The sequence below is a fragment of the Methylophilus sp. 5 genome (assembly GCF_000515275.1).
In the GTDB taxonomy this organism is placed as follows: Bacteria; Pseudomonadota; Gammaproteobacteria; order Burkholderiales; family Methylophilaceae; genus Methylophilus.
Genome location: NZ_KI911560.1, coordinates 1,404,525 through 1,427,400, shown reverse-complemented (window position 1 = coordinate 1,427,400; position 22,876 = coordinate 1,404,525). Strand labels below are relative to the sequence as shown.

22 protein-coding genes are annotated in these 22,876 nt (G+C 50.9%); 8 read left to right on the top strand and 14 right to left on the bottom strand.

The genetic code is table 11. The features are described 5' to 3' along the window. Positions 1-24: 24 nt before the first annotated feature. Complete coding sequence (locus METH5_RS0106695) at positions 25-666, top strand: hypothetical protein (protein WP_029147778.1); 642 nt, start codon at positions 25-27, stop codon at positions 664-666. Between the two features lie 2 nt (positions 667-668). On the opposite strand, the gene METH5_RS0106690 is transcribed toward METH5_RS0106695, so the two are convergent. The 6 genes from METH5_RS0106690 to METH5_RS0106665 all read right to left on the bottom strand — a co-directional run bounded on the left by METH5_RS0106690 (position 669) and on the right by METH5_RS0106665 (position 8,238). Beyond that, positions 669-2,390: a TolC family protein gene (locus tag METH5_RS0106690; protein ID WP_029147777.1), complete on the bottom strand. Its 1,722-nt coding sequence runs from the start codon at positions 2,388-2,390 to the stop codon at positions 669-671. Beyond that, the gene (locus tag METH5_RS0106685; protein ID WP_029147776.1) at positions 2,387-3,694 is read right to left on the bottom strand and encodes an HlyD family secretion protein; all 1,308 of its coding nucleotides are present in this window, start codon (positions 3,692-3,694) and stop codon (positions 2,387-2,389) included. Before METH5_RS0106685 ends, METH5_RS0106690 begins: the two co-directional genes overlap by 4 nt. Beyond that, positions 3,687-5,363, bottom strand: a complete 1,677-nt coding sequence (locus tag METH5_RS0106680; RefSeq protein WP_232410968.1) for a peptidase domain-containing ABC transporter — start codon at positions 5,361-5,363, stop codon at positions 3,687-3,689. The genes METH5_RS0106685 and METH5_RS0106680 overlap by 8 nt, the downstream gene beginning before the upstream one ends. A gap of 116 nt (positions 5,364-5,479) precedes the next feature. Then, positions 5,480-6,877: an ammonium transporter gene (locus tag METH5_RS0106675; RefSeq protein ID WP_029147774.1), complete on the bottom strand. Its 1,398-nt coding sequence runs from the start codon at positions 6,875-6,877 to the stop codon at positions 5,480-5,482. Between the two features lie 15 nt (positions 6,878-6,892). Then, the gene (gene glnK, locus METH5_RS0106670; RefSeq protein WP_018986930.1) at positions 6,893-7,231 is read right to left on the bottom strand and encodes a P-II family nitrogen regulator; all 339 of its coding nucleotides are present in this window, start codon (positions 7,229-7,231) and stop codon (positions 6,893-6,895) included. Between the two features lie 59 nt (positions 7,232-7,290). Then, the gene (locus METH5_RS0106665) at positions 7,291-8,238 is read right to left on the bottom strand and encodes a TorF family putative porin (RefSeq protein ID WP_029147773.1); all 948 of its coding nucleotides are present in this window, start codon (positions 8,236-8,238) and stop codon (positions 7,291-7,293) included. Positions 8,239-8,495: 257 nt separating this feature from the next. On the opposite strand from METH5_RS0106665, the gene METH5_RS0106660 reads away from it, so the two are divergent. Genes METH5_RS0106660 through METH5_RS0106650 form a run of 3 tightly spaced genes read left to right on the top strand, consistent with a single transcriptional unit; the run spans position 8,496 to position 10,805 of the window. Then, on the top strand, positions 8,496-8,744 hold the full coding sequence (locus tag METH5_RS0106660; protein ID WP_029147772.1) for an accessory factor UbiK family protein: 249 nt from the start codon (positions 8,496-8,498) through the stop codon (positions 8,742-8,744). 45 nt (positions 8,745-8,789) lie between these two features. Next, positions 8,790-10,289, top strand: a complete 1,500-nt coding sequence (locus METH5_RS0106655) for a YifB family Mg chelatase-like AAA ATPase (protein ID WP_029147771.1) — start codon at positions 8,790-8,792, stop codon at positions 10,287-10,289. A gap of 12 nt (positions 10,290-10,301) precedes the next feature. Then, on the top strand, positions 10,302-10,805 hold the full coding sequence (locus tag METH5_RS0106650; RefSeq protein WP_029147770.1) for a DUF1993 family protein: 504 nt from the start codon (positions 10,302-10,304) through the stop codon (positions 10,803-10,805). Between the two features lie 4 nt (positions 10,806-10,809). Here METH5_RS0106650 and METH5_RS0106645 read toward each other — a convergent pair whose 3' ends face one another. Beyond that, positions 10,810-11,220 (bottom strand): hypothetical protein, encoded by a 411-nt coding sequence (locus tag METH5_RS0106645; RefSeq protein WP_029147769.1) that lies wholly within the window; start codon positions 11,218-11,220, stop codon positions 10,810-10,812. Positions 11,221-11,455: 235 nt separating this feature from the next. On the opposite strand from METH5_RS0106645, the gene METH5_RS15750 reads away from it, so the two are divergent. After that, positions 11,456-11,611, top strand: a complete 156-nt coding sequence (locus tag METH5_RS15750; protein WP_019880917.1) for a hypothetical protein — start codon at positions 11,456-11,458, stop codon at positions 11,609-11,611. A 310-nt stretch (positions 11,612-11,921) separates the two neighbouring features. On the opposite strand, the gene METH5_RS0106630 is transcribed toward METH5_RS15750, so the two are convergent. The 6 genes from METH5_RS0106630 to METH5_RS0106605 are packed head-to-tail and all read right to left on the bottom strand — an operon-like array spanning position 11,922 to position 19,143. Next, positions 11,922-15,959: a pilus assembly protein gene (locus METH5_RS0106630; RefSeq protein WP_232410967.1), complete on the bottom strand. Its 4,038-nt coding sequence runs from the start codon at positions 15,957-15,959 to the stop codon at positions 11,922-11,924. Positions 15,960-15,968: 9 nt separating this feature from the next. Continuing rightward, positions 15,969-16,664: a hypothetical protein gene (locus METH5_RS0106625; RefSeq protein WP_029147767.1), complete on the bottom strand. Its 696-nt coding sequence runs from the start codon at positions 16,662-16,664 to the stop codon at positions 15,969-15,971. Next, complete coding sequence (locus tag METH5_RS0106620; RefSeq protein WP_232410966.1) at positions 16,654-17,811, bottom strand: PilW family protein; 1,158 nt, start codon at positions 17,809-17,811, stop codon at positions 16,654-16,656. The genes METH5_RS0106625 and METH5_RS0106620 overlap by 11 nt, the downstream gene beginning before the upstream one ends. After that, entirely contained in the window at positions 17,808-18,209 is a 402-nt protein-coding gene (locus tag METH5_RS0106615) for a hypothetical protein (protein WP_029147765.1), read from the bottom strand. Before METH5_RS0106615 ends, METH5_RS0106620 begins: the two co-directional genes overlap by 4 nt. Further along, on the bottom strand, positions 18,203-18,715 hold the full coding sequence (locus tag METH5_RS0106610) for a GspH/FimT family pseudopilin (protein ID WP_029147764.1): 513 nt from the start codon (positions 18,713-18,715) through the stop codon (positions 18,203-18,205). Before METH5_RS0106610 ends, METH5_RS0106615 begins: the two co-directional genes overlap by 7 nt. Before the next feature lie 17 nt (positions 18,716-18,732). After that, complete coding sequence (locus METH5_RS0106605; protein ID WP_029147763.1) at positions 18,733-19,143, bottom strand: type IV pilin protein; 411 nt, start codon at positions 19,141-19,143, stop codon at positions 18,733-18,735. Positions 19,144-19,271: 128 nt separating this feature from the next. Between METH5_RS0106605 and METH5_RS16010 the strand changes: the two genes are divergently transcribed. Then, positions 19,272-19,448, top strand: coding sequence for a lipoprotein (locus METH5_RS16010; RefSeq protein WP_369758900.1), 177 nt, complete (start codon positions 19,272-19,274; stop codon positions 19,446-19,448). Further along, on the top strand, positions 19,445-20,704 hold the full coding sequence (gene lysA, locus METH5_RS0106595; RefSeq protein ID WP_051412880.1) for a diaminopimelate decarboxylase: 1,260 nt from the start codon (positions 19,445-19,447) through the stop codon (positions 20,702-20,704). Before METH5_RS16010 ends, lysA begins: the two co-directional genes overlap by 4 nt. Before the next feature lie 201 nt (positions 20,705-20,905). Here the strand turns inward: lysA and purU are convergent, their stop codons facing one another. Next, positions 20,906-21,760 (bottom strand): formyltetrahydrofolate deformylase, encoded by an 855-nt coding sequence (gene purU, locus METH5_RS0106590; RefSeq protein WP_029147761.1) that lies wholly within the window; start codon positions 21,758-21,760, stop codon positions 20,906-20,908. Positions 21,761-21,860: 100 nt separating this feature from the next. Here purU and ispH point away from each other — a divergent pair, with 100 nt between their 5' ends. Beyond that, complete coding sequence (gene ispH / locus METH5_RS0106585; protein WP_029147760.1) at positions 21,861-22,838, top strand: 4-hydroxy-3-methylbut-2-enyl diphosphate reductase; 978 nt, start codon at positions 21,861-21,863, stop codon at positions 22,836-22,838. Positions 22,839-22,876 lie beyond the last annotated feature (38 nt).

Genomic DNA, 22,876 nt, shown 5'->3' with positions numbered 1-22,876 from the left:
CGATTCGATACAAAGCCTGATGTGATGTTTGACGATTTTTCAAATGATCTGCGGCAAGAAATAGCACAGTCAGCCGCGCGCCTGATGTTTGAGGAAGGCATCAGTGACTATGGCCGCGCCAAGCGCAAGGCGGTCAAGCTCATGGGCATCCAGCAAGATGCTCCGCTGCCGACCAATGCTGAGATTGACCAGGCCCTGCGCGAATACCATGCTTTATATGCCGATGAAAACGATGCCGCGCATTTGCTTGAGTTACGACAGGCGGCGTTGCACACCATGCAGTTGCTCAAAAAGTTTAACCCGTATTTGATCGGCTCAGTGATGGAGGGCACCGCTGGCCCTTATGCAGATACCGATATTCATGTGTTTGCTGAAAGCGGCAAAGAATTAGAGATTTATCTGCTCAACCAGAATGTACCTTACCGCCTGGATGAACAACAATTTCGTATGTCAGATCGCCCTGGCAAGCAGAAACATGAGCTTGTACGCAAACGGGTGCCGGTATTGCTGGTAGAAACGCGGTTTGGTACGCAGCGCCTCAGCGTATTTGAAACCGACGATATACGCACCGCACCACGTAAAAATGGCGAAAAATCAGGCATACACCGCATGAACCTGCTGCAGTTAACTGAGGCCCTTTACCCGGGCAAAACCATCAGCGAATAAAGCTACTGCAAGCTGATTTGACCGTGCCCAAGCACGGTGCCGGTGGCGTAAGCCACATCGACCAATGACACCTGATAATCACTGATTGCGCGGATTTCTTTTAACTGTGCCTCGCCCAGACGCGTCAATGTTTCCAGCACCTCAGTCATGGTGCGCAAGCCTTCGTTAAACTGTTTGAGCTCAGCTTCGTAGTTAATGCCAGCCACCAGCACCTGCTGACGTGCCGCAATAATACGCTGCCAATTCTGGTCGACTTGATCCAGTGCGTCATGAATCTCACGTTTCACGGTCAGCGTTTGCAACGTTTTGGTGGTGAGTCGCTGCATGCGTTGCGCCACCGCCCAGTCCAGCTTGGCTTTGCGCGCCTCGTTACTCACCGGCATTTCAAACTTCAACCCGACCGACCAATCTCGATAGCGGCCATCAAACAAGTCTTGGCCAATGTCACCAAAACGCCCGCCAGCACCCGATAAAGCGCCATATTGGTAGTCCAGCGTGAAAAGCGGCAACGTCTGATTTTGCAGATAATCAATCTGTACCAGGTCTGCGCTCAACTTCAGCTCCTGATCCAGCAACTCAATGCGGCTCTCGAGGGCATCACGAATCAGGTGCGCACGATCAAATTCAAACTTGACCAGATTGGGGGCGGTCATCGGCACCCAGGGTGACGGTGTCTGTTCATCGGGCAAGTCATTAAGCAAAAACTGCAACTGTCGTTGTGCCAACTTGAGACTGGTTTCAGCCACAATCAGCGCCTCCATGCGGTCTGCCACACCAATTTGGGCGCGATTGATTTCTACCGCCGCCGTCAACCCTTCTTGCACCCGGCGCTTGACCATGGCAAGGTTTTGGCTGGCATATTCAAACTGATTTTTACGTACATCCAACGCAGCCCACGCCTCATACAGCGCCCAATAAGCTTTATCAACCGTGGTCACAATGCGGATGGTCTGCAAGCGGGTTTTCAGCTGAACGCCATCTCTATCTAACTCAGCGACGCGGATACTGGCCTCATTCACCTGCTGGCCTGCATTGCGCAACAAGGGCTGGCTAAACGAAAAGCGCAAGGCACTACGGTACTGGTCGCTGGCAAACTTGCCCAGGCTTTGCTGGTTTTCCAGCGGCGCACTCAAGGTGACCGTGCCACCGGTGCGCAAAGGTACTTTGACACCAGCCTCAACATCCCAATACTGCTTGTTTTGGGCATCAAGGTTGAGCTTAGCCAGCTCACCATTTAATAGCGCATTGTCTGACTTAAGAATCACCTTATCGCCCGCCATGGCAGGCAAGTCTTTTTCAGCGTATTTGGCATAGGCAAAAATCACCTGGTCAAATTTGGCCTGCTCTTCACGCAGTGATTGCCGGGCCAGCTCGGGGTCCATTTTGGCCACCTTAATCTGCAAATTGTTTTGCAACGCGCGCTGGCGAATATCCGCAATCGTGACCTGCGCGCCCGACACCAGCGGCACAATGCTGTCGCTTTCCGGGCTATCAAACGGTTTTAACGCACTTTTTAAATCGACAGTGACCGATGATTTACGCTCTTGCTGTTGCTTCACGGCATCGTGCAGCGGTACGCCTGGTTGCTGGCTGTAGGTTTCCAGCGCGCGCCCTTCGGGTTTTTGTAGCCGCTGCCGCGCACGCGTGTCCGTCATTTCATCGGCTAGGAGCGCAGTCCAAGGGCAAGCCAGGCAAAACATTGCCAATACAGGCCAACGCGTCATGCCGGTTTTCCTCCGGCTTGATTTAATGGCACCGGCTCAGGCGGAATACGTGGTGGGAAGCCATTTAACAAGCGCCACAATTCATAGCCTATGGTTACACGCTCTAACAGCACCCAGCCTTTGGCGCTGATACCTTGGCGCAAAAACCTGGCAGAAGGCCACTCTGGCGTGCCCGCTTTGTGTACCACCATCATGCGAAAGTGGCCACTGCCATTGTCAGTCGGGTCTACAAAGGAAATCTCACCTTCAAAGGTGCCCACACCGACCTGCGCCCAGCCAGGGACTTGTATCGCAGGCCAGCCTTCAAACTCCAGCCTGACACTACTGCGCGAAGTAATTAATGGCGCGTCGCGGCCATCGACCCACAGCTCAACCGCGCGCTGGGAGGTGTGCGGCACAATCACCAGCAAGGGGTCACCCTGCTTGATAATCTGTGATTGCGAGTTGACCGGCAGCCTGAAAATGGTGCCGTCTCTGGGTGCCACAATGCGCTGCATATTTTGTCGCGCCAGTGAAATTTCGGCGTTATGCAGGCCGTTTTCACTGTCTGCCGTTTCACCGCGAATCTTGTTGATCACAGCAGAGGTCGAATCCAGGTAGGCCTGGGTATCTGAGCGTGTCTGCTGAATATCCGCCGCGGCAGAACTCGCTTCTGCTTTGGCCGATTGCCATTGCGCCTGCGCACTATTGAGGTGGCGGCTAGCAATAATATGATCACGCTCAGCCACCTCCAGATCACGTTTCGATACCAGCCCATCCGCAAACAAGCGCTGCAAGCGGTTCACTTGTAAGCTCGCGGCGTCCAGCGTCGCCTGTGCTGCATTCACCGCCTCCTGGCTACTGCGGATTTTTTGATTAGCCACATCCAGCTTGTATTGCGCCGCAGAAATCTTGGCATCGCGTGCCGCCGTCAAATTCTGCTTTTGCAGCTCATAAGCGCGCAACTCATCCTGCTTGGCGCCCAGTTTGCTCTGCAAATTATCGCGTTGTGCTTCCAGGCGCTGTTTAAAGTTAGGGTCAGTGTCGGCGATTTCCAGCAATAAATCACCTTCTTTCACTTGCGAGCCTTCTTGCACATGCCAGCGATTAATCAGGCCATTCACAGGCGCATCTATGGTTTGCACGCGCTCAGAGGGGGAGTAAGCCGTCACCTTGCCTAAGGCAGTCACATTCTGCTGCCATGGCAAAAACAAAAACATGGTCGGCAGCCCCACCAGCAACCAGGCCAGGCGCTTAATCCACACCCGTAAATGCTGGGGCGTTTGCACCGTGCGCATCAGCGACATTTGCAATTGATCATGCATGCTGACCTCCCGTCTGGCCGCGATGGCTATCGAGGGTAATCACCTGCTGGAATTGCTGTGCAATATGCGGGAAGCGTGTCGTCACCAGCAACATCCATTGCGACTGATGGCGTTTAAGCAAGGTCAATACCTGATCCAGCTCTTGCTGGCCTAAGCCATCCAGCAAGCCATCAATAATCAGCAAGTCCGGGCGTCCTATGATTGCCCTGGCCAGCATCAGGCGCTGCAACTGGGTATAAGTCATGGGGGCGCCATAATCGGTCAAGACTGTGTCTATGCCCTTGGGCAGCTGGCTGATGTCGGCCCACAGCCCCAGCATTTGCAATACTTCCACCATGGCATCCAACTTGATGTCTGCCCGGTTCAGGCGCAAGTTATCCAAAATCGACCCATGTTGCCATTCAACCTTGTTAGCCACCCCAATACGGTCGCGCAGATGGTCGACATTGAGCTGGCGTAAATCAATGCCGCGATAACTGACATAGCCTTGCGCAGGCTGCCTCAGGCCAGTGATAAGTTCAAGCAAGGTGCTTTTACCGCTGCCCAATGCGCCTAAAATCGCCAGGCTCTGGCCGCGTTGCAACTCAAAACTAACGTCTTTCACTAGCGATGGCTGGCCATGGTGGCTAAAGCCCAACCCAGCAACCTGCAACGGCTGGTAGCCATCCAGGCTAGAAGGATGCTCACCGACCGCCTCTACCGGCAAGGTTTCCAGCACACCTAGCTTATCGACTGCAGCCAGCAAATCGTAAAAGTACTCAAGCTTGGTCACAAAACGGACAAAAGCTGACAACACACCAAAAATAATCAACTCTGCAGCCACAAACTGGCCGAGGTTGATCTGGCCTTTGATCACCAGCGTGCCGCCCAAAATCAGCATGCCGGTGCCAATCACGGCGTACATGCCCACAGCCCCGATCAATTGAATCATCAACACTCTAAAATGCTGCACTCTGGCACCCAGATAGTTTTGTGCCAGCACTTCAGTATTTTGTGTGGTGCGCTGTTTAGCGCCATAAAATTTGGATAACCAGCGGTTACGCGCAATATTCTCTAGCCAGGCGGCCATGTCATACTTGGCTTTTGACTCTTTAAGTGCAGTGTTTTCTGCCTGCTTGCCAAGCAAAAACACAATGGCCCACAACACAATCAGCATCAGGATCACCAGAATGCCGAAATACAAACTGTAAAACAACAACACCACGCTACCAATCAAACCTTGCAGCAAGGCGGTGAGGCCCACCGTGAGCAAAGTGGCCACCGACTTTTGCACCGTCTGGATATCAAAATAGCGGTTCACCAGTTCGACCGGGTTGTGTTGATCGTAGACCGAAATATGAATCTGCTGCGTGTTCTGCGCAATCAGTAAACTGTGGCGCACAAACACCCGACGCTGAATCAACTCGACTATAAAGCTCTCAATCGCGTAAATCGCCCCCGACAATCCCAGCAGGCAAAACAGGATAAAACCCACTACATAGAGGGGCTGCAGCACGCCGCCCATAGTGACGATATTGACCATGGTTTGCACCGCGACTGGTGTGGCGATGCCGAGCACACCGTAGGCGAGTGTCAGATAAACCAGTAGCAGAATATCCTGCTTTTCAAAGCTGGCTAGTTTTAGTACCCGTTGCACCGGGCTCAAAAGGGAGGGAGTCAGATTTGCCATCGTAAGAGTTATTTTAGTTGAGGCCCACTACATGGAGAGCAATGCATTATATAAGTTCCAAAAAAAAGCGGCTCTTAAAAGAGCCGCTTTTTTAACATCTATGCAACAAAGGTGGATTACAGGCTGTAAGCGCGCTCACCATGCTCTGTTGTATCCAGGCCTTCGCGCTCGTACTCTTCACTGACGCGCAAACCAACCACGGCATCAACCACTTTGTAAAGAATCACGCTGACGATACCAGTCCAGATCAATGTCACCACCACTGCGATGATTTGAGTCGTCACTTGACCACCCATGGTCACGCCTTCGGCATAACCAACACCACCCAAGCCAGGAGCCATTAGCACGCCAGTGCCTACTGCACCCCAGATACCCGCCAAGCCGTGCACACCGAATACATCCAGCGAGTCATCATAACCCAGCGCACCTTTCAACTTGGTCACGCCCCACAGGCTGACAAAGCTGGCAGTGAAGCCCAGAATGATAGAACCCATCGGACCGATGAAACCACAGGCAGGCGTAATTGCAACCAGGCCAGCAACCGCACCTGATGCAGCACCCAACATGCTTGGCTTGCCTCTGAACAACCACTCGGCAAAAATCCAGCCCAATACCGCAGCAGCTGTTGCCAATTGTGTATTCACCAACACCATACCTGCTGTTGCATCTGCAGCCAGCTCGCTACCTACGTTGAAGCCGAACCAACCCACCCACAACAATGAAGCACCAATCATGGTCATCACCAGATTGTGCGGAGGCATCGCTTCTTTACCGTAACCGATACGTTTGCCTAACAGCAAAGCACCCACCAGCGCAGCCACACCAGCATTGATGTGCACCACAGTACCACCGGCGAAGTCTTTAGCGCCCAGCTCAGCCAGGTAGCCACCGCCCCATACCATGTGTGCCATTGGTACGTAAGCAAAAGTCACCCACAACGCTGTAAACAACAATACAGCAGAGAACTTCATACGCTCTGCAAAGCCACCAACGATCAGTGCCGGAGTCAGCGCAGCAAAAATCATCTGGAAGGTCAGGAAGACATACTCAGGAATTGTGCCAGTCAAGCTGTCTGTTGTAATGCCTGACAAAAATGCTTTGCTCAAGCCACCAACAATGGCATTACCCTCGCTGAACGCCATACTGTAGCCATAAGCCGCCCACAGCACAGACACCAGAGAGAACACCACAAACACTTGCATCAACACAGAAAGCATGTTTTTCTGACGCACCAAACCACCATAGAACAAAGCCAGACCAGGGATAGTCATCAAAATCACCAGCACAGTGGCAATAATCATGAATGCGGTGTTACCCACGTCCAGTGTTGGCGCAGCCTCAGCGGCGGCAGGTGCAGCTTCTGCAGCAGGCGCTTCGGCCGCGGGTGCTGCATCAGGGGTGACTGTTTCTTGTACTGTGATTGTTTCTGTCACAGTTTCTTCAGCATAACTGACTGGGGTTGCTGCCAGGCCGATCAAAGCGACCAGTGACAACATGGAAAGAATTTTCTTCATAGCTGAAGCCCTTTCTTAGAGCGCATCCGGACCGGTTTCGCCGGTACGTATGCGGTAAACTTGTTCCAGATCGAAGACAAATACTTTGCCATCACCGATTTTGCCCGTTGCTGCTGCTTTTTCGATCGCATCAACGACCTGATCAAGCATGTCATCCTTAATGGCGACTTCAAGCTTTACTTTAGGCAAAAAATCCACGACATATTCTGCCCCACGATATAACTCGGTATGCCCCTTTTGACGGCCAAACCCTTTGACCTCAGTGACTGTGATGCCTTGTACGCCAATATTGGACAAAGCCTCACGCACTTCATCAAGCTTAAATGGCTTGATTATTGCGGATACAAATTTCATTTGCTTCTCCCGTTATTAATTCTGGCGGGCACAATGCCCGCCAGATCTAAACTTGCTTATTAGAATGTACGACCGACGGTTAATACCAAACGACCATCATTCAGGTTTTTACTTTGAGCTTTTGTGCTGGTACCTTTACCGTTAAAGCTTGTACCACCATAGCCATTTTCACCCCAGTAGCGGGAGTTGTCTGACTCAACCCAGTACACACCGGCGTTCCAACCTTCGGTAGCACCAATTTTGAATGCCTTGCTCAAGCCAATCTTCCAGTCTGTGTAATCTGGGTTAGTAGCTCCAGAAATGGAAGTACTTGGTAAGTTTAAACCACCATCTGGACTAAATGACTTGTCCAGTTTACCAGCCACATTCAAACGACCAACGTGAGCAACTAATGTCAACTCCCACCATGGCAATGGATAAGCCGCGTTTAACTCAAAGTAAGTTGAGCCCTTAGTGCTGCCATCCCAACCTGTAGATTTATCCGCGCCCCACCAGTCAGTCAAGGTATAGGACAGTTTACCGCTTAACCAGCCATAAGATAAACCAACGTTAGCTTCATAAGTGTCCCAACTACCACCTTTAGGTGTCAATACATCATTTGGGTTAACCGCATTTGAAGCCCGGTATTTTTTCCAAGAGCCACCTGGATACAGGTAACCATACAGGCCAGCAGACCAGCCCAAACCTTCAATCCCTGGCACGCTACCGTTGTAACCGCCATAGATGTCGATTTCAGTCGTTGAATCAGGATAGGTGTTTGGTGACACGCCCGAACCCCACACACCCGCGTAGAAACCGCTGGAATGCGTAATATCCATACCGCCTTGTGCGGTTGGCTTGTGCCATGATTGAGAAATACCACGTGAGTAGTAATCTGATACAAAAGAAACGTTACCAGTCGCAGTCCAGTCGGATTTAGCTTCTTCTTTAGCCTCTTCGGCTGCGTATGAAACTTGTGCAAAAGATAATGCACCCAAAACTGCTGTGAGCAAAATAGATTGACGCATTTATGAGTCCTCTCTCTGTGAAAATCTTTGATCGAATTGTTGTAAACGAGAATGAAACAACATTAACCACAAAGCAAGGCACGTGCCAATCTACATAAACCAATTAAATCATATATTTAAAATATAAATATAATCTAAATTATTATAATAACTTTATAACAATATGTTTTTAATTAGTTATTAAGTTTATATATTTAGGTAATTATATTTTTAACGCCGCCATACATGCTAAAATATTGTGCAAAGGAGCCATCATCATGCTATTTACCAATGAAAAAATTCAAGAATTATCTTTAAAAATCAAACAACTAGTGGAATCAAGCCCCATTTCAGAGCTAGAAACCAACTTGCATGCACTATTTCAGGGCGCGCTCACCAAAATGGAACTTGTTTCGCGCGAAGAATTCGATATTCAATCGGCACTACTGGCACGCACCCAGCAGCAATTGCAAGCACTGGAAGAAAAAATCAGCCAGCTGGAACAGGCGCACGCAGCTAAAAAGTAAAAATTAATTTACAATTGTTAGCATTCTGATGTTTAAGGGTGCGCAATGAGTCTGGCGGTACTATATAGTCGTGCATTAAGTGGCATGGACGCGCCAGAAGTAGTGGTAGAGGTGCATCTGGCCAATGGCCTGCCGAGCTTTACCATCGTTGGCCTGCCAGAAACTGAGGTCAAAGAAAGCAAGGACCGCGTGCGCGCTGCGATACAGACCGCGCAATTTGAGTTTCCTGCCCGTCGCATAACAGTCAACCTTGCGCCAGCAGACTTGCCCAAAGAAGGTGGGCGCTACGACCTGCCAATTGCGCTCGGCATTCTGGCCGCATCTGGCCAACTGCCCAAGCAGCAGCTTGCGAACTACGTTATTGCCGGTGAATTAGCACTCACAGGCGCATTACGGCCGATCCGTGGCGCGCTGGCGATGACATATCATCTACTTCAAGACACAACCAGTACGCGAGCGGCTATTTTGCCCCAAGAAAGTGCATTTGAGGCCAGCCTGGTCGAAGGCTGCACCATTTTTGCAGCAAACAGTCTGCTTGAGGTATGCGCGCACTTGTCTGACAAACAAGCATTGCCGCAGCACCCCTTGGTGATGCCGATTGAACGCACTGAATTGCCGGACTATCAGGAAGTGAAAGGCCAACTACGGGCCAAACGCGCCTTGGAGATCGCGGCCGCGGGCCAACATAGCTTATTGATGAGCGGCCCGCCCGGCACCGGCAAAAGCATGCTGGCGCAACGTTTTGTCAGCATATTGCCTGCCATGACCACGCAAGAAGCACTCGAAAGTGCTGCGATTTTGTCACTGACCGGGCAGTTTCCGGCGACGGCCTGGAAGAAGCGTCCGTTTCGGGCGCCGCACCATACTGCCTCCGCAGTGGCACTGGTTGGTGGCGGCAGCGTACCACGGCCTGGCGAAATCAGCCTCGCGCATCATGGCGTGCTATTTTTAGATGAGCTGCCAGAATTTGACCGTAAAGTGCTGGAGGTACTGCGCGAACCTCTTGAAAACGGCAGCATCACTATCTCACGCGCCGCCAGGCAAGCCACTTTTCCGGCACAATTTCAGCTCATTGCGGCCATGAACCCATGCCCATGCGGCTATTTTGGCCATTACAACCAGCGCTGTCGCTGTACGCCAGAACAAATATTGCGTTATAAAAACAAGCTATCTGGCCCGCTACTAGACCGAATCGACATGAATATCGACGTCCCCGCGCTCAAGCCTGAGGAGTTAAGCCATCACCAGCCCAGTGAAAGTAGTGCCAGCATGCGAGCGCGGGTGATGCTGGCGCGAGACCGGCAAATGCACCGCCAGCACAAACCCAACGCCACGCTAGGACCGCTGGAGATTGCCCATGTGTGCCAACTTGGCGAGCAGGCCAGCCAGCTACTGCAAACCGCCATGCACAAATTCTCACTCTCGGCCCGCAGCTATCACCGTATTCTCAAAGTCGGCAGAACCATTGCCGACCTGGCCGGGGTAACACACATTAGCGATGCACACATTGCAGAAGCGTTACAATATCGGCGTTATGACTATTAAGAGGCTCATGCCATGCATTTATATGATGTCAGTATCGCGCCACTGCTGCGCACGTTGCAAAACCTGAAACACATTTTGCAACAAGGTGAGCTATACGCAGAGCAGAAAAAAGTGGCGCCTGAGGTGCTACTCAACAGCCGTTTGTCAGTCGATATGTACCCGCTCATCAAACAAGTGCAACTGGTGAGCGATATGAGCAAAGGCGCAGGCGCAAGACTGGCCGGGCTGGAGATCCCCCAATATGCCGACGATGAAACCAGCTTTGATATGCTCTACGCCAGAATTGATAAAACCATAGACTTTCTGTCGCAGATTCAGCCCGCACAGCTTGAAGGCGCTGAGGGCAAAGAAGTTGTGCTGACGATTCGTAAAGTGGATTTAACCTTTAGCGGGCTGGATTACCTGGAAAAATGGGTCATGCCCAATGTTTACTTTCACACCACCACGGCCTATAACATTTTGCGCCATCTGGGTGTGCCATTAGGTAAAACCGACTATCTCGGCCAAAAGCGCTAACGACTCAACCCTGCTTGCGCCAATAGCCGACAGCACCCGGCTCGGCTTGCAACATGGCTTGTCGGCGCAGCGTTTCATAAGCCTCAGCCGCAGAAATACTCTGTTCATGTGACAGGCGTTGTGCTGCTTTAGTGGCGGCTGCGACCCAGGCAGGGTTCTCTTGATAGCCTCTATCTTGCATGCAGCGCTCTAGCACGCGCGACTGCCTGGCTGCTTTTTCCAGTTGCTGAAACGGCAAGGCCTCGGGCAACCCGGCGGCCGCTTTGCTGGCAATCAAATCACACTGATTCGCCGCCTGCGCAACATCGCTCTGGCGCATGGCAGGCGCGACTTCTGCCAGTGATTGCCAATACCAGAAACCCGCATACGCCACGAATAACACCCCCAGCACAGCCAACACTTTTGCCATTTTCATCAGCCACACCCTCGCGTCAAGTGCCTTTATTGTGCGCCATTTCATGCCCGATGAATAGCAAGGTCATTGTCATCTAAAAAGTGTATTCACTTCATTAAAGCGTCACACAGACTGGTTAACATAGTTTTAATCAATGGCGATGCCCATCGCCGCCATAAACAGGAATGCACAGCTTAAGAAAGGAATAAACATGACGTTAATACAGTTATATACGCAAACAAATAAAGGAAGAATCATGAGCGAATGGCAAGATGAGCCACTGACCTACACCGCCAGCATGCCTGAGCTAATGACCGCACAAGACATTATGTACTTGGCGGAAGACATTGTGGCTGACAACAATATTCAGGCCATTTACAAACCTGCAGAACTCTCACTCGAAGTAGTCTAGCCACAGCGCTCACGCCCGGCGGCTAGCCGCGGCTTGTTGTACTAATGCCACCCGTCATTCGCTTCACACGCCCTTGCTCAAAGCACCTGCTTTGAGCATGCCTAGACACTGCCCCAGTGTTTGCCTAAAATAAACCCTTGATCATCACCATATCACAGGAGGCAACCATGTTTTTAGGCGCGGTAGGCATCTATGCTCTGATTGGCGTTGTTGTAGCGATCTGCCTGATTTTGTACGTATTCGCAATCAAAGTGAAATAAATCGCACAGAGTAAAAAAGCCCCGATACCGGGGCTTTTTTAATGGTCTGATTACTGTATCAACTCATGCCAGCTTTGCTTGGTGCCAAAGCTACCATTGGTTTTTTGTTTGAAGATTTCGGTCGACCGGCTCGTCGCCGAGAGCCCAAAAACCTGGTCATCCAAACTTAGTTGCTGCGGTGTGGGATCGTTACTGCCAGTCACCACCACATGTGGTACGCCATTGCCGTCATACACAATATTGAAGCCCACTGCTGGCGTAGTCATGCGCTCAGACACAATACCACTCGTCAGCATAGAGCCACCTTTTTTGTAATTGAAGAAATTAAACCAGCCGTAGCCTGCGCCATTACAAGCCTGACTGCTAGGCACCATGGTTGGCATCATAAGCGCCCCATTGAGCAATAGCGGGTCCAGATTGACGCGCTCGCCTGCCGGGAAGTCCAATACCCAGCCATAGCCCGTGTCAAAATTAACCGCCTGGTCTTTGCTCAAGGTCACGGTACGGTCACCACCGAGCACTTGCGCGGTGAGTTGGCCGCGTCCAATCGGGCTAATTTGACCGTTATCCTTAAAGACATAGGCAGAGTTTTGCGGTGTGTTAGTCAAGTCAGCTGGCTCAAGAAATTTGCCAGTACCGACCATCACTACCTTGTTGTTATCCACTTTGCCTAACTCGGGTTGGGTGGTGATTTTTTGCACACCGCCCCCGCCATCTGTCAAAGTCGCAATTTTTGTGGCCGCACCGGTATTAATATTAAAGCGCCAGATATTGCCATTTAAATCACCACCATAGACATTTAAAGCGGTATTGTTTTCAAACATCTGGTCAGCGTAAGCCGAGATTCTCCCCAAGCCACTAGGCTCGGCAGCACTACCTACCCCCGTAGAAATCGTTTTCACCATGCTGCCCGTATTCGCATCAAGCACATACAAGTAGCCACCGCCATTCCCGGTCGGCGCATTACTCACAAACGTGCCGTCAGCCAGTTTGCGTGCATTGGTGCCATTGTTATAACCCGAAGTGAGTAGCACAACCCAGCGACCGTCTTGCATTTTAGTTACCAGCGGGTTGCCAAAGGTATAGCCCAGCGTACTATTCGTACCAGAGGCTTGTGCATAAAACTCCCACAGCAACACTGGATCTTCTGGTGCCGTCACGTCAAGCGCAAAATAACCGCGCCCGCCGCCATTGAGCCCGGAAATCAGGATAGTACGCCAGACGGCGCTCTCGCTACTGCAGCTAGAGACGCAAACGTCTGTCACCACCGGGCTACCATTGACATAATTGGTATGATAATTGGAGCCATATTCCTTATCAGCCAGGTTGGCCAGGTTGGCAATCACCGGCGTTGGAATAAAGGCCCACAACTCATTGCCGTTGTCAGCATTGAATGCATGCAGCATGCCATCATTGGCACCCACATACACGGTACCGCTCGGCTGTGACTTTCTTGCCGCCTTATAAGCTTTATACCCCGGGTCGAGATAATCTACATTAGACGCCTTGAAATAAGCCGGGCGGGACTGCGAAATATCACCAAGAGTAGCCAGGCGCTCACGGAACCAGCGATTATCAGCCACCGCATTCACACCGGTATCTTCGTAAGTTTTATTGCCCCTGAGGTAATCAACCAATTTACCTGCCTTGTTTGGCTCTGTCATTCTGCGGTCGCTGGCAGGCAAGCCCTGCATCTGGCTCAAGGCTTTATACCCTTTCTCAAGCGCATCGCGATGCTGCGCAGGCAGGTTGTCATCAATAAACGGTGTCCTTGCGTTATTCACATTAAAATATATTTTCCGGTTCGGACCCAATTGATTTTGCAACTTACCAGTACAACTGGACGCAATCGGAACATAGCAGGAAGCAGGCTCACTCATGCCAATTGCAGAACCTAAGGCGCCCCCCGCACTACCGCATGCAGTCTGATCAGCGTTGGTCGTTTTACAATAAAGCTTGCCATTCTGGCTAGTTGCAGTTGCAGGTGAAGTACAGGTTTCTGCGGCCACATTTTCAACACACCACACAGCATTCTCTGAAGTTTGCAACGAGGTGGTATCCACCGTGCGTGCCTCCAGGTTGCCTGTCCATTTCACTGACTGATAACTGGCCACATACTGAAAGTTATCACCATTAGTCGGCGCCAGGCTGCTGGCGGCGGCGGCGGCACTTGCGCCCTGGATAGACTTGATCTCGGACAAGCCCTTGGCCAACGACTCTCTTAACAACTTCGGATTGCTGGCACTGTAATAAGTACCGCCCGCATTCACCGCGGCATGCCATAAGTCATCAATACGCGTACCATCCTCATTCGCAGTAGGGTCTGGCCAGTTTTTAGCATTAGAAGAAATATCCTTGAAGTCACCGGACGTCCTAGTTTTGTAGTCTTCGGTGTACACCAACGTCCCATCAATCCCCAGACCCAAGGTCATGGTCACCATATTTTGCTTGGGATAATCGTTGGTCGTGCCACACACGGACGAACCTAAGCCACCGTTACAATTTGAGAACGTATTATCACGAATATCGGTGTCATAAAAATACTTGGCGGTATCCGCCAGCGTGTTGGACTTGGCGCTACTGTCGTATTGTGGCCGTGGACTGCTACCATCCTGATCGCCAATAGCAGAACTATTAATGCGTGTTGGGTTGCTGCTATCGTTCCAGTAACCATCTGTCGTTAGCAAAGTAAAATTAGACTGGCAGGCATACTGCATCGGGTCATCATTGCCCAATGTCTGCTTACCTGCAAAATGCTGTCCTACGCTGGATAACGCAGTACGTAGCGGTGTGCCACCACTGGCAGATACCGCAAACAGTTTTTGGTACCAGGATTGCTTTTGACTGGTATTAAAAGGTGCCAGTGCCAGGTAGTTAGATTTTGGGCTATTAATCGTGACTATCCCGACACGATAGCGGGAGTCCAGCGACTTGAATGCCTGGCTGGCCGCCGTTTTCATTGATTGCATGCGGGTACGATAATAAGCCCACCAGTTTGCATAGTTGGTCATTTCTTCATTCAGCGTACAGGAGGCGGCGCTGGCGCAATCTACTCTATCCAGCCCCTTGGTCGTTTTGCCTGGGGCGGTATAGGCCACATCACTGGAAATCTTGACATAGACCATGCTACCAGGGATGTCAGTGGTGGTATTGGTCGTGAGCTGCGCCGTGTAATTGCCACCAGTCATGGTGACCTGAATCGGGGCGGAGGTGTTCACAGGTTCGCCGGCCGGGGTAATAATCGTCAGCACGTTGCTGCTAATATTGACCGTGTTGCCACTCAGGTTACAATTGCCAGACAGGCTGGTACGACACATATTTGAACGCACTTCAGTGGCAAACTGACTACTGTTATAAGAGCTATTGACCGAAACGGTACTTGATAAAAGCTCAATATTATTGATTTTAATGCTTTGTATAGTCGCATTATTGCTAGTTTTATTGAGCGTTAATGTATAGGTCGACAGTGGCCTGCGCAAATTAGTGTAAGTGTTACCGTCATTGACGGTGCTGCTGGCATTACGAATTTTCTGGCAGTACATAGAGCCCGTCAAGCTACGTCTGGCTGCCGCAGTGCTCGAGTTACACCAGCGGATGTTGGAAGCATAAATGTAGTTACCAGTCGCCTCTTTCGAAATCACACAACTGGTCAGGCTGGGTGTAGAGCAAAACTCACCAGGGATAAACGCATAATAATTGGCAATTGACCGGATATCGGTGTTACCGTTTTTGCCCGCACCCAGATCACTGACCTCGTTTGGCACCGCGGCAAAATTAGTCTGGTTCGCCATACTGGCGCCCAAATAATTCAATGGGGGGCTATATTGCACCTCGGGGTTGTAATACTGGGTGTTGTAATCCGCATTATTAAACAGCCATGGCGAAGAAGAATTCGACCAATCAGGCGCATAATCCCAGCCCATGCTGCCCGAGTTATCCAACACAAACATCAGGTTTGGCTTCACATCCGAACTACCCGAGGTCTGCAGTGGCATCGTCGCCAAATCCAGAAACTCCGCTTGCAATACCCCAGGCAGCAACAGGCTCAGCCAAAACAGTTTTTTGATCCAGTGTTGATTTTTCATCATGCCACCCATTTAGTTGGAGATAAAAGATTGCATAAACGTGACCGTATTTTTTGGTCCGGCAATACGCAACGTGACGCGATATAGCGGCGAGTCTGAGCTAGCCGTGCAACGCTTGAAGAGCTCAATATTCGCGGTGTTATGCGAGCAGTTTTCACCGTTACTGGGCGAGCTGGCCATCATGCAGCGCGACGCATCATTCATGGCACTGCCTGCATTAATCTCAGCATTGCTGTAGTTGCACATACGCTCAACCACATAGCGAATTTCATTACCCTGGCGGTCAATCCCATTGCGGATTTCATCGTTACCATCGGTCTGACTGGGTGCGAGGCTGCTGTTGCCGTCACTCCAGGCCATATTGGTTAATTGGCTGGCATCACACACCAACGCATCTGGCTGATTATCAAACTGGCTACAATTGGCGTAATAACCTTGGGCAGGATGATGACTGAGACTTGCCGTCAAGGTCACACTCTGGGCGATATTTTGCGCAATCCCCTCCAGAGCAACATTAGAAGCCACACTTGCCGATTGACGAAACACCATATTGCCAGACAGCAAGGCATTGGTATCGACACTGCGAATCAGCGCCACGGCGGCAATTGACATCACGGCCAGTGCCAGCAACGCAAAAAACAACACAATACCGCGCTGATATACCCGCGGCTTACGTGTCACCCTTAAAAATAAATGGCTATAACGCATCGCGGTTCCAAATGATGTTTCTGAGCGGAATAGTGGCTTCAAAACTACGGTAACGGAAGCGCTGCCAGTTAGGCACACTTGTTAGATCAACATTGGCCGGCGCCGCATCTGCTTGCCAGATGCACACCCTGCTGACGCCTGCTGTGACACCATTACAGGCTTGGCTCACATTATTTCTTTGCAGGTTGCCATCGCGTGCCACCACGGCAACACGGATCGCGCGAATACGGTTACGGTCTATGAGTGCCATCGTCGGTCCAAACTGGCCTGTCGCGTCTACCCATTGATCAACACGGTTCAAAAAGGCGGCGGCGGTGGCGCTACCCGAGGTTGGATCTATCGTAGTAGTAATGCCGTATTGCGCTTGCAAAGCCACGATATCGCTAGCCACCGGCACAGCCGTGCTACTCGGAAAGGGATTACCGCCCGGCGTACCACCCGTACGACTCAACTCCAGTGCGGCATTAACGGTATATTCGTATTGATTCCATACGCCCAAACAAGAAAAGCGCACCCAGTCTGCTCCATTCAAAATACTCACCGGGCTGGCAGTGGGCGCCGTGTTGATTTCAGACAGTGTGTTGATGGTGCGATCTGCATTTAACTTTTGCAGACGCCCAAGACTGCAATTAGGATTAGCCGGTGTTTGGTGAAACAACACCACATCATTTTCCTGACAGCCAATCAATCGGCCATCCAGTGCTGGTGCATTCATATTGCCCGTTGCCCGCAATGAAGCGCCGCCACTGGCAGGGTTACCATATCGAATGCGAACGATATCATTACCCGTACCGCCGTCGACAATCAGCACTGGCGACAAATTAATCACTACACCGGCCTGGTTAATTGAGGTATTAATTGGGCAAAGCAAAGGTGAAGGGTCGGTGCTGTTATACAGTGGCAACCCGTAGCCGGCATTTTGCGCATCACGTTGAATGTAATACATGGCCAGCACGCCGCTGGATTGTGCATCTGCGCCGCCTGCAATCATGCGTTTTCGCGCCTCAAAGCCACTAAATAAATTGCTAATGGCCAGCGTCGCCACCAGGCCAATCAAAATACCCACCAGCAACTCCACCAGGCTCAAACCACCCTGAAAGCGCAGGCTGCGCAGCCGTGACAACACATGCGTAGGTGTATGCATCATGGCATCACATCAAACAAATAACTGGATGCGTTGACCTGATGGCGGGTGCCGCCTGGCACTTGCCATCCCACGGTTACCGTGACCATGGTATTGGTCAGCGCCGAAAAAGTCAGCGTGCCATTGGGCAACTGGGATTTGATTTTTTCCTTGTTGACTTGCGTAATATAGTTTGCTGCATCGCCACCAAACGCCATCATGTTGGCAATATGCGTTTGTGCGATCAGTTGAGCTTCGGCGCGGTAACGGTTATCGCTACTGTTTTTAATCATGGCGCTTTGCAAGCCCACCAGCGCTAACACACCCATGCTAAAAATCACCAAAGCCACCATGGCCTCAATCAGCACCGAGCCTTGCTGCTTACCCTGAGGCGTGCGCTTTTGCTGTATCACATTTAACATGCTCGAGTATCCCCCAAAGTAGTCACGGTTGGATCGCAGACTTTGACATTGCCACCCGCAGCCAATAACACACGCAACGCCCGACGCTCTTCATTCCGGACTTGTGCATTGGTGATATTCACCACCGAAAGTCCCACTGGCGTGGCTGGGTCACGCGTGCCAAAACCACTAAAGACCGCCGTAGTATTGTCTGGTGCCACCGTCGTATTGCTGGAAGAACCTTCCATTGCACTTTTTTGAGTAATCGTGGTTGGGCAGGTCGTGGTCGGCGTCATACAGCCAATCTGCCAGGCACCATTGGTTTGCAGGGTAAACTTAACCCTAGCATTACGCTTGATCGCTTCCATCCTGGCTTGCTGCAAACCGCTATGGATAGATTCGGCCACCGTGCGGATCTGGGCATTACCGATAGAAGCTTGAAAAGCAGGAATCGCAATGGTCGCAACCGACACCAACACCGCCATGGTGACGACCAGTTCAATTAATGAGAATCCCTGTTGGCGCATGAGTAATGGTTATCCAGTTAGCAACTGCCTGAAGACGAAGTCAGCCAGCAACTGCTGCCTGTCGTACCATCAAATTTGGAGGTTTTAGCGTTATCCTGATTTACCGTAAACTCAAAGTTCCCCATATTATTGGCGGCTCGGCCTGTGGCCCTTAAGGTGTAGGTAGTGGCTGACTGGTTATCAACCGCATAATCAAAATTTCTGGCATCGCTAGGCACACAGGCAAACCCTACATACGTGAAGTTATCCTGAAAAAACTGCTCGGCCTGTACACGGCAATTGGCCAGGCTGGCTGGCGCCTCAGCCGCGTTGCCACTTTTAACGTAATCCTGATAGCCAGGTACAGCAATACTGGCCAACAAGCCAATAATCGCCACCACTATCATCAATTCAATCAGGCTAAAACCATATTCATTTGGGCGCTGCATCATTAAACCCCTTTTTAGATAGCCTTATCATGCAAACAGTGGGCTGTCATGTCCAGCGTGAGCCGACTAATGGTTAAGATGAGCCGACAAGCGGTCAATGGGCGCCGCCATGAGTCATTGGCGGTTTAATGGTAAAATGGCCGTCTGTTTACATTGGACTGTGCACCATGCTTTCCTTCTGGATGAGATTACTGGCTATTGCCTTATTGTTGGCTCAATTGAGCGCCTGCGGTCTCAAAGGGGATTTGTATATTCCAGAGCGCCAATACCCTCAAACGCCTCAACAAGAGAAGCCTGCATCGTGACCGCACTTTCAACTCAACCATTTTCAACACAACAGGGCCTGCTGCACGCCGAAAATGTAGCCCTGCGTGAGATTGCCCTCGCGCATCAAACACCGACTTACGTCTATTCACGTGCCGCATTAACCCAGGCCTTTGAGCGCTTTCAGGCTGGCTTGATCGGCCACGATCATTTGATATGTTTTGCCGTAAAAGCCAACCCCAGCCTGGCTATTTTGAACCTGTTTGCCCGACTAGGCGCTGGCTTTGATATTGTGTCCGGTGGCGAATTGGCACGCGTGCTGGCAGCCGGTGGCGACCCGAAAAAAGTAGTGTTTTCAGGTGTGGGCAAAGCGCATGCTGAAATTAAAGCTGCGCTCGAGGCAGGTATTTTTTGCTTTAATGTCGAGTCAGCCAATGAGCTAGACCGCATTCAGCAAGTCGCGGCCAGCCTTGGCAAACAAGCGCCGGTGTCATTACGCGTAAATCCGAATGTGGATGCTAAAACCCATCCTTATATTTCCACCGGCCTTAAAAACAACAAATTTGGCGTCGCGTTTGAAGATGCTTTTAACTTGTATGAAAAAGCGGCGCAGCTGCCAAACATCCAGGTGCATGGCGTGGATTGCCATATCGGCTCACAAATTACCGAGTTGTCGCCTTTTCTGGATGCGCTGGATAAAGTACTTGGTTTGGTAGACGCATTGGCGGCCAAAGGCATCCATATTCAGCACATTGATGTAGGCGGCGGTGTAGGCATTACTTACAGCGACGAAACGCCTCCGGACTTTGCCGCTTACACGGCAGCCATCTTGCAAAAACTGGCGGGCAGACAAGTCAAAGTGTTGTTTGAGCCGGGTCGCGCGCTGGTCGGTAACGCAGGCGTATTGCTGACCAAAGTCGAATACCTGAAACCAGGTGAGAGCAAAAATTTTGCCATTGTCGATGCTGCTATGAACGACTTGATGCGCCCGGCCCTCTATGACGCGTTTCACAACATCACCCCCATTGCCCCGTCGACAGCGCAGGCACAAGTATATGAAGTTGTCGGCCCCGTCTGCGAGAGTGGTGACTTTTTAGGTCATGACCGCACACTGGCCATTGAAGAAGGTGATTATTTAGCGATTCACTCCGCCGGTGCTTATGGCATGAGCATGTCCAGCAATTACAACACGCGCGCACGTGCTGCCGAGATACTGGTGGATGGCGATCAGGTGCATGTGATCCGCGAACGCGAGCAAATTGCTGACCTGTTTAAACTGGAACGCACACTGCCATAGAACAACGGTTATTAGCCGCCGATGAACGCAGATTCACGCCGATAAAAGCTCAATCACAGAGATGCCTTGAACACAGATGCTGCGTTCAAGGCATCTCTGTTTCAACTGGCGAAAAAATGCTTTTCTTCTGATGACTGACAATAAGCCTGAAATATCCGCATGCATCTGCGTTTATCTGCGGCAACCCTGGACTCACTGGGTTTAATCAAAAATCACGGTTTTGTTCGCATAGAGCAAAATGCGATGATCAATATGCCAACGCACGGCTTTAGAAAGCACCATACGTTCCAAGTCGCGCCCTTTCTGAATCAAGTCCTCAACCTGGTCACGGTGAGAAATACGCGCTAAATCCTGTTCAATAATCGGGCCTTCATCCAACACTTCAGTCACATAGTGGCTGGTGGCACCGATCAGTTTCACGCCGCGCTCAAACGCACGGTGATAGGGTCGCGCACCGATAAACGCCGGCAAAAACGAATGGTGGATATTGATGATTTTTTGTGGATAACGTGCCACAAAGTCCGGTGACAAAATCTGCATATATCGTGCCAGTACAATCAAATCCACACCATATTGGTCAAACAGGGCAAATTGCTGCGCCTCTACCTCGGCTTTGGTGTCTTTGCTCATGGGCAAATAGTGAAAATCAATGCCGTAAAACTGCGCCAGCTTTTCGGTGTCTTTATGGTTACTGATAATGAGCGGGATATCGCAAGCCAGTTCGCCACTATGATGGCGGTGCAACAGGTCGACCAGGCAGTGGTCATATTGCGACACCATAATCGCCATACGCGTTTTTTGCTCTGACAACTTAAGCTGCCAGGTCATCTCAAACCGTTGTGCAATCGGGCCAAATGCCTGCTCAAAATCAGTGACCGCCACATTAAAATTGGTCAGGTCCCATTCCACGCGCATTAAAAACAGATTATTTTCCGCATCCTGATGCTGGTCTGCGTGTAAAATATTGGCATTGTGCTCATACAAAAATTGCGCAATCGCCGCCACAATCCCTTTGGTATCCGGGCAGGTAATCAGCAAAGTAGCAGTGTTTTTCATAACATGGGCTTCAACGAGCAACAAAAAACAGATTATACCTGATGCCTGCCAGACCTTGTGCTTGACCTTGGTATTCGCGGGCGCAGATGGCAGCAGTTTCATGACGGAATTCATTATGCAAACAGATGTGACACCCAATATTGTGCTGGCTAACCCGCGCGGCTTTTGTGCCGGGGTAGACCGCGCCATCATTATTGTTGAGCAGGCGCTGGAAAAATTTGGCGCGCCGATTTACGTGCGCAATGAAGTCGTACACAACAAGTTTGTGGTCGGCCAGTTACGTGATAAAGGCGCCATTTTTGTCGATGAACTGGAAAAAATTCCGGCAGGCAGCATTGTGATTTTTAGTGCGCATGGCGTGTCTAAAGCCGTGCGCGCAGAGGCAGAGTCACGCGGCCTGACCGCATTTGACGCCACCTGTCCGCTAGTGACCAAGGTGCATATTGAAGTGGCCAAAATGCGCAAAGATGGCCTGGAAATCATCATGATCGGCCACAAAGGCCACCCCGAGGTTGAGGGCACCATGGGCCAGTCTGAAGCGGGCATGCACTTGGTTGAAACGCCGGATGATGTGACCGCGCTGCAAGTGGCTGACCCAGACAAGCTGGCTTATGTCACCCAAACAACGCTGTCAGTGGATGATGCGACGCAAGTCATCAACGCCTTAAAAGTGCGTTTTCCAAACATTAAAGCACCCAAGAGCGATGATATTTGCTATGCCACGCAAAACCGGCAAGATGCGGTCAAAATTATGGCCAAAGATTGTGATTTAGTCATTATTGTTGGCTCGCCCAATAGCTCAAACTCTAACCGCCTGCGTGAAGTGGCAAAAAATCAGGGCGTAGAAGCCTATATGGTCGACAATGCCAGCCTTTTGCAAGCCGAGTGGCTCACAGGCAAGCGCAAAGTCGGCATTTCTGCCGGGGCTTCTGCGCCAGAGGTGCTGGTGAAAGAAGTGATCACCGCGCTGCAAAACATGGGCGCCGCCCACGTGGAAGAGCTGCAAGGCGTGGTTGAAAACGTGGTGTTCCAGCTACCTAAAAATCTGGTTAACGCCGAAAAGCGTACACCAGGTTAATCCACAAACGCCAGGCAAAAAAAACCCAAGCTCGAAAG

Excerpts from the sequence above, each read along its gene's own strand:
- METH5_RS0106655 (WP_029147771.1), top strand. The coding sequence starts at position 8,790 with ATGAGTCTGGCGGTACTATATAGTCGTGCATTAAGTGGCATGGACGCG.
- METH5_RS0106645 (WP_029147769.1), bottom strand. The coding sequence starts at position 11,220 with ATGAAAATGGCAAAAGTGTTGGCTGTGCTGGGGGTGTTATTCGTGGCG.
- METH5_RS0106650 (WP_029147770.1), top strand. The coding sequence starts at position 10,302 with ATGCATTTATATGATGTCAGTATCGCGCCACTGCTGCGCACGTTGCAA.
- METH5_RS0106685 (WP_029147776.1), bottom strand. The coding sequence starts at position 3,694 with ATGCATGATCAATTGCAAATGTCGCTGATGCGCACGGTGCAAACGCCC.
- METH5_RS0106610 (WP_029147764.1), bottom strand. The coding sequence starts at position 18,715 with ATGCGCCAACAGGGATTCTCATTAATTGAACTGGTCGTCACCATGGCG.
- METH5_RS0106675 (WP_029147774.1), bottom strand. The coding sequence starts at position 6,877 with ATGAAGAAAATTCTTTCCATGTTGTCACTGGTCGCTTTGATCGGCCTG.
- METH5_RS0106690 (WP_029147777.1), bottom strand. The coding sequence starts at position 2,390 with ATGACGCGTTGGCCTGTATTGGCAATGTTTTGCCTGGCTTGCCCTTGG.
- METH5_RS16010 (WP_369758900.1), top strand. The coding sequence starts at position 19,272 with ATGGTAAAATGGCCGTCTGTTTACATTGGACTGTGCACCATGCTTTCC.
- METH5_RS0106680 (WP_232410968.1), bottom strand. The coding sequence starts at position 5,363 with ATGGCAAATCTGACTCCCTCCCTTTTGAGCCCGGTGCAACGGGTACTA.
- METH5_RS0106625 (WP_029147767.1), bottom strand. The coding sequence starts at position 16,664 with ATGCGTTATAGCCATTTATTTTTAAGGGTGACACGTAAGCCGCGGGTA.
- METH5_RS15750 (WP_019880917.1), top strand. The coding sequence starts at position 11,456 with ATGAGCGAATGGCAAGATGAGCCACTGACCTACACCGCCAGCATGCCT.
- METH5_RS0106665 (WP_029147773.1), bottom strand. The coding sequence starts at position 8,238 with ATGCGTCAATCTATTTTGCTCACAGCAGTTTTGGGTGCATTATCTTTT.
- METH5_RS0106660 (WP_029147772.1), top strand. The coding sequence starts at position 8,496 with ATGCTATTTACCAATGAAAAAATTCAAGAATTATCTTTAAAAATCAAA.
- METH5_RS0106615 (WP_029147765.1), bottom strand. The coding sequence starts at position 18,209 with ATGTTAAATGTGATACAGCAAAAGCGCACGCCTCAGGGTAAGCAGCAA.
- METH5_RS0106695 (WP_029147778.1), top strand. The coding sequence starts at position 25 with ATGTTTGACGATTTTTCAAATGATCTGCGGCAAGAAATAGCACAGTCA.
- METH5_RS0106605 (WP_029147763.1), bottom strand. The coding sequence starts at position 19,143 with ATGCAGCGCCCAAATGAATATGGTTTTAGCCTGATTGAATTGATGATA.
- glnK (WP_018986930.1), bottom strand. The coding sequence starts at position 7,231 with ATGAAATTTGTATCCGCAATAATCAAGCCATTTAAGCTTGATGAAGTG.
- purU (WP_029147761.1), bottom strand. The coding sequence starts at position 21,760 with ATGAAAAACACTGCTACTTTGCTGATTACCTGCCCGGATACCAAAGGG.
- METH5_RS0106620 (WP_232410966.1), bottom strand. The coding sequence starts at position 17,811 with ATGATGCATACACCTACGCATGTGTTGTCACGGCTGCGCAGCCTGCGC.
- ispH (WP_029147760.1), top strand. The coding sequence starts at position 21,861 with ATGACGGAATTCATTATGCAAACAGATGTGACACCCAATATTGTGCTG.
- METH5_RS0106630 (WP_232410967.1), bottom strand. The coding sequence starts at position 15,959 with ATGATGAAAAATCAACACTGGATCAAAAAACTGTTTTGGCTGAGCCTG.